General features: G+C 44.5%; 6 protein-coding genes. 4 read left to right on the top strand and 2 right to left on the bottom strand.

Going from position 1 to position 5,581, the window contains the following annotated elements:
• Positions 1-144 precede the first annotated feature (144 nt).
• Positions 145-1,326, top strand: a complete 1,182-nt coding sequence (locus tag AC6I5A_RS12595) for an ArsB/NhaD family transporter (RefSeq protein ID WP_034616568.1) — start codon at positions 145-147, stop codon at positions 1,324-1,326.
• Between the two features lie 111 nt (positions 1,327-1,437).
• Here the strand turns inward: AC6I5A_RS12595 and AC6I5A_RS12590 are convergent, their stop codons facing one another.
• Both AC6I5A_RS12590 and AC6I5A_RS12585 read right to left on the bottom strand, forming a co-directional pair.
• On the bottom strand, positions 1,438-1,581 hold the full coding sequence (locus AC6I5A_RS12590) for a hypothetical protein (protein ID WP_497900740.1): 144 nt from the start codon (positions 1,579-1,581) through the stop codon (positions 1,438-1,440).
• Between the two features lie 184 nt (positions 1,582-1,765).
• Positions 1,766-3,049 (bottom strand): homoserine dehydrogenase, encoded by a 1,284-nt coding sequence (locus AC6I5A_RS12585; protein ID WP_034616565.1) that lies wholly within the window; start codon positions 3,047-3,049, stop codon positions 1,766-1,768.
• 221 nt (positions 3,050-3,270) lie between these two features.
• On the opposite strand from AC6I5A_RS12585, the gene AC6I5A_RS12580 reads away from it, so the two are divergent.
• From AC6I5A_RS12580 to AC6I5A_RS12570, 3 genes are all read left to right on the top strand, one after another.
• Positions 3,271-4,146, top strand: coding sequence for a Druantia anti-phage system protein DruA (locus AC6I5A_RS12580; protein WP_497900739.1), 876 nt, complete (start codon positions 3,271-3,273; stop codon positions 4,144-4,146).
• A 6-nt stretch (positions 4,147-4,152) separates the two neighbouring features.
• Positions 4,153-4,590: a hypothetical protein gene (locus AC6I5A_RS12575; protein WP_034616557.1), complete on the top strand. Its 438-nt coding sequence runs from the start codon at positions 4,153-4,155 to the stop codon at positions 4,588-4,590.
• 40 nt (positions 4,591-4,630) lie between these two features.
• On the top strand, positions 4,631-5,581 hold a 951-nt coding region (locus AC6I5A_RS12570), incomplete at its 3' end, for a DUF6444 domain-containing protein (protein ID WP_034616554.1).

Here is a 5,581-nt window from a genome sequence, read left to right as displayed (position 1 = left end):
TGCCTTTGCCGGTACCTTTGCCGGTACCTTTTCTTTTTCTCTTGCTTTGTGCTACTGGGTTTCTAAATAAGAACCTGCCAAGTCCTGAGCGCGTAACGTTTTCCACTAAATCACGTATTTGAGCTTGTTGCATCAGCCTTTAATCTGGTGAGCAGAGCCAACGGTTCAGGCATTTTGCTTTACTGGTATATCAATTTGCTCTGCTTCCTTATGACCATGTTTTTTAACAATGACGGAAGCATCCTAATTACCACCCCCATTATCATTCAGATAGTCACCATTCTGAAGCTTAAAGCTAATCAACAATTCCCTTATCTTCTTTCCGGGGCGCTGATTGCGACCGCAGCAAGTGCTCCAATTGCGGTGAGCAACATTGCCAACCTGATCGCTCTAAAAATTATTGGTTTAGATTTAAATTCGTACGTGTCCATGATGTTTGTTCCCTCTTTGTTAGGAATCACCGCCATATCGTTGCTATTGTTTTATTACTTTAGCAAGGATATCCCGAAAGTAATTAACGTACTGCCGGTATCCGGTATTGAAAAACCTTACACCCCTCATCTGGATCATCGGCCTCATCCGGATCATAAACCGCACCAACATCCGCATCCACAGCCACATTCACATTCGTCTTTGCATCATCCCTCTCCTCATCTATTAACAGACCACGCCATTTCTCCGTCTGTAACGGATATGTCCATGTTCAGAGTTTGTATCGCTATTGTTGCCTTGACGAGGGCAGGCCTGTTTGTAGGCACCGGATTTGGCATTCCTATGGAATGGATCGGCATCTTCGGCGCCCTGTTGCTGATTATGTATAGATGGAACCGAAGAGGAGTTGGAGTGAATGATATTATCAAGAAAACTCCCTGGCATATCATTTTATTTGCCTTTAGCATTTATGTCGTGGTTTACAGCTTGCATAATATCGGTTTAACTGAATTAATAGTTGAACGACTTAGAGAACCCATATCAGCCAATCTTTTAAGCGCCACTCTGATCAGTGGAGGTTTGCTTACGGTAATGTCAAATCTATTCAATAATCTTCCATCGGTCATGATTGGGTCTTTAACCCTGACAGGAATGCAACTGGATATCCCAACGTTGCGTATTGCCTATTTGGCAATGATTATGGGAGCGGATATTGGCTCCTTGATTACCCCGATGGGAACCCTGGCATCCTTGCTTTGGATGTTCATTCTCAAGAAAAACGGGATTAGGATTAATTGGACTCAAAGCTTGAAAGTGACGATCATTGTCATTCCCATTGGGCTCCTCATCAGTTTATTCAGCCTATATTTTTGGGTAGATTGGCTATTTTTCTAAGTCTATTATTAAACCCAGGCCAGATTAATTGGGCCTGGGTTTTTCTTTATACTTGTCAGGCAAAAAGAAAAAGACCTAGGCAGACATGCCTAGACCTTATCCCTAGATCCTTTACCACACCTTGTTATCCTTACCATTAATAGTAATGGTATTAGTATTGGTATTGGGATTTTCATCATTGATTTCTTTGAAGAGTAACACTAATAATAAGACAATAATAATCGCTAACTCAATTTCCGTTAGAAATGCTAACATGTGGTTGGTCCCCTTTTATTCATCTACCACAAACGTGGTGATATAAGATAAGAAATTCCGGAATTGGCGTTGATTATTATTGATGATATAGGTTATGTACAAGTTTCATGAAATGTTACATTGTCCGTTAAGCAGTCTTATTTATATTGATGTTCAAGCACATACGCTGTGCAAGAATCAATCGTTATTGGCTATTTTCAAAGCGAATCACATTGTGAATATTCAGGACCTTGCTATATGCTTTGACAGAATCCAGTGCTTCCTGAAGTGCTCCTTGACGACAGGGATGAGTTACCAGGACAATCTCCGCCTGATGTTCAGCGCGCGGTTTTTGAATGATCGAGGCGAAGCTGATATTTGCTTCGGCAAAGAGTAAGGCTAGAGTAGCGAGGACACGGGGCTCGTCTTTAACAAGTAGGCGAATATAGAATGCAGTATAGAAATCTGAGACGGCTTTATGCGGAAGATTAAGGTAACAAGTGCAATTGCCGGAAGAGGTTGAGTTCGAATGAATATTGCGAACGATCCGCATAATATCGCTAATAATCGCACTTCCCGTAGGAAGAGAACCGGCGCCCCGACCATAAAACATGGTTTCCCCAACGGCATCACCCACGACATAAATGGCATTGAAAACACCGCTTACAGAGGCCAGCGGGTGAGTAAGAGGTAATATTGCCGGATGAACGCGTACTTCGATTCCTTCATCTTGATTTTTTGCAATGGCTAATAGTTTGATGGTACAGCCAAGCTCAGTGGCATAAGCCAGATCTTCACGCGTAATTTTTGAAATGCCTTCTACAAAGACGTCTTGGAGGGCAACGCGTGAATTAAAGGCGATGGAGGATAGAATGGCAAGTTTTCGGGCAGCATCTAGACCGTCGACATCAGCAGAAGGGTCAGCTTCGGCATACCCTAATAGTTGTGCTTCAGCAAGGACTTCCGAATACTCCCGGTCCTGCTCGGCCATGGCAGTAAGAATATAGTTGGTCGTTCCATTAATAATCCCCAGGATGGCGGTAATGCGGTTGGCGGCCAGGGACTCTTTCAAAGCTGCGATTATCGGGATTCCGCCTCCAACGCTCGCTTCGAAGAAGAGGTCCTTGCCTGCCTGATTGGCTGCCTCAAGAAGCTCATAACCATGAAGCGCTATTAAGTCTTTATTTGCGGTGACGACATGTTTACCCTGTCGTAAAGCTTCCAAAATAAACGTGCGGGCAGGTTCGATTCCCCCCATCACTTCGACAATAATATCGATTTCAGGGTCTTGAAGGATTTCCGGTGGTTGATCTGTGAAGAGATAGTCGCCGCTAACTTCACGTTCTCGATCAAGATCCTGATCAAGGATTCCTTTAATGTGAATTTCGCAGTGTGTTCGTGTTTGAATATCTTTAGCATTTTGCTGTAAGATGCGTACTACTCCAGAACCCACTGTACCCAACCCTAATATGCCAATTTGAATTGTCAAGGTAAGTCAACTCCTCTTTAAAAACAAATGTATATGTATAGTGGACATTATACCTCGCCCTATGTGCCTTTGACAATATCTTGTTACAGGTCAGAGGTRCCGTACCCGAAACATAACCATTACCCACGACCAAAATGAAAAGTGAGGCCATTGCCTCACTTTTTCTAATTAAATTTTCAAAAATAGCAGGACTCATTAATTTTATGTCGAATAAATAAATCATGAAAACAACAAATAGACCGGAAATAACTGAAGAACTGGTGAAACAAATCTGCAAGACCATCTCAGAAAAGCCGAGCATGGGAAGAAGCAGATTGTCAGTAGAACTATGTGAGATGTGGGACTGGCGGGATGCAGGCGGCAAGGTTAAAGACATGTCATGCAGAGATTTGCTTTCCTCATTGGAAAAAGCAGGGCAAATCGTTCTGCCGCCTCGTATGCGATTGCCACGCAAGCCGGGAGACTCGAAGGGTATTAAACATTTTGCCCATGATGAAACACCAATCATTCGGAAATTAGGGGAACTTCAGCCATTAGATATTGAAGTCGTGACATCAAAGGAGTCGATGACACGGTTCCAGTCGTATATAGACCAGTACCACTATCTCGGGTTCGATCGTTTCATAGGCGAGAGGATGGCGTACATGATTTCCAGCAGGAACGGTGAATCTCTTGCATGCTTGCTGTTCGGGTCGGCAGCGTGGTCTTGTCGAGAAAAGGATTCTTTCATCGGGTGGAGCAAGGACGAGCGCAGTCGCGGACTTAAAATGCTGACAAATAATTCGCGCTTTTTAATCTTCCCATGGGTGAACGTGCCGCACCTAGCAAGTCACATTCTGGCGCTGATTGCAAGACGGATAAGCTCAGACTGGGAGTTGAAATATGGCCACGGGTTATGCCTTCTGGAGACATTCGTTGAATGCGATAGATTCAAGGGCACGTGCTACAAAGCGGCTAACTGGATTAACGTGGGTCGGACGACAGGTCGGGGGCGTGACGGCGGTCACCACAATGCCATTTTGCCCATAAAGGATGTCTATATTTATCCACTTGAGACACGTTTCAGGCAAGCATTGTCCGACACGAAAGGAATGTGAATTTAAATGGAACTCGACAAGGTAAGTGCAGCAAATTTCTACCAGGATAATGGCGATAAGGTCAAGTTGAACTGGTTATTGTACGAGTACGCAAACCTGTTGTATATGAAGATAGCAGCAAATCCGAAGCTTGTTCGTTACAGAAGACTTTATTCTCAAGATCAGATTATTGCATTCTGCGTGTATTTCTCGAAGCGATTAAGGAAGAGCATTTATGACATGCAGACTGGTCGCTCGAAAAGTATCGCCTTTGACGGAACGTACGTGTATGAGTTCTACCCGAATAATTCTTATGCGCAAACGCAAGAGCTGTTAAATGTAGCTTTGACGGCATGGGAGGACCAGCTTAAATGCTGTGCAGGTTGTCAAACTAAATGCCTGATCGATGAGTATGAAATCACAGGCATGTTTGACAGCCTGGGAAAAACGGGATGGCCCATCTGATCTATATAACGAACAACGATTGCAGAGGTGATGACACTTTATGACGAACGAACAATACCTGCGGCAAGCCAAAGATTTGCGGCTGCGCATTGAAAATATGAAGATAGCCCGTCAGATTTCAGAGGACAAACTTGGTCTTGAAATACAGGAGCTTAAGCAGGAAGTTCGTTCGAAGGACCATCAGGTACGGCTGCTGCAGACGCACATTGCCAAAATAGAAGAAGCCTACCATCGTGCTAAGGTAGATAATGAGGTTCTTCAAAGGAGATACGAGGAGATTTCCGATCAATGCGGGGCGTTAGCTGACTCGGTGACCATGCTAAAGGCGCGCATTAACAAGGATAGTAGCAATTCGTGCAAGCCGCCCAGTACTGATGGATTAAAGAAAGTGATCCACAACAATCGGATGTCTTCAGGCAGAAAACCGGGCGGGCAGCCAGGACACATTGGGCACGGACTTACTCTCTCCAAAAAGCTGGTGGAGCTGATTGAAGAAGGCAAAACAGACGTTGAAGTTGTGGACCATGGCGATACATGCGGCGAATATATCAGCAAATACGAAGTGGACATACTTACTATGGCAGTGATCAAGGAACATAGGTTTTACAAAGGCGAGCCTATTCCTGATGGACTGAAAAACCCGGTGAATTACGGTCCGAACATCAAGGCCATGTGTGTAGATTTATCAATGGAAGGACTTGTATCCGCCCAACGGGTTTCTGAATTTATCGAATCATTAAGCAGTGGAGCGGTTAAACCTTCCAAAGCCACGATTTTGGCCTTTCAGGACGAGCTGTCCGGCATGCTTGATAAGGAGCTCGAAACCATCAGAGAAAGCGTGGTGGAAGCGCCGGTTATTAGTGTTGACGAAACCCCACGCTCATCTACGCAAAGGCCTGCTGATGACAACGAATCCATGGAGGTGGCCAGGGGCAAGTCATTCAACTTATGTGTACGGACCTATAGTACGCACGATTCAGTTTACCTCACA

The organism is Desulfosporosinus sp. Tol-M2 (assembly GCF_059735615.1).
This window is presented reverse-complemented; position numbering and strand designations above follow the sequence as displayed.

What these genes read in the sequence shown, in the direction of transcription:
- AC6I5A_RS12590 (WP_497900740.1), bottom strand. Translation starts at nt 1,581, where the DNA reads ATGTTAGCATTTCTAACGGAAATTGAGTTAGCGATTATTATTGTCTTA.
- AC6I5A_RS12580 (WP_497900739.1), top strand. Translation starts at nt 3,271, where the DNA reads ATGAAAACAACAAATAGACCGGAAATAACTGAAGAACTGGTGAAACAA.
- AC6I5A_RS12575 (WP_034616557.1), top strand. Translation starts at nt 4,153, where the DNA reads ATGGAACTCGACAAGGTAAGTGCAGCAAATTTCTACCAGGATAATGGC.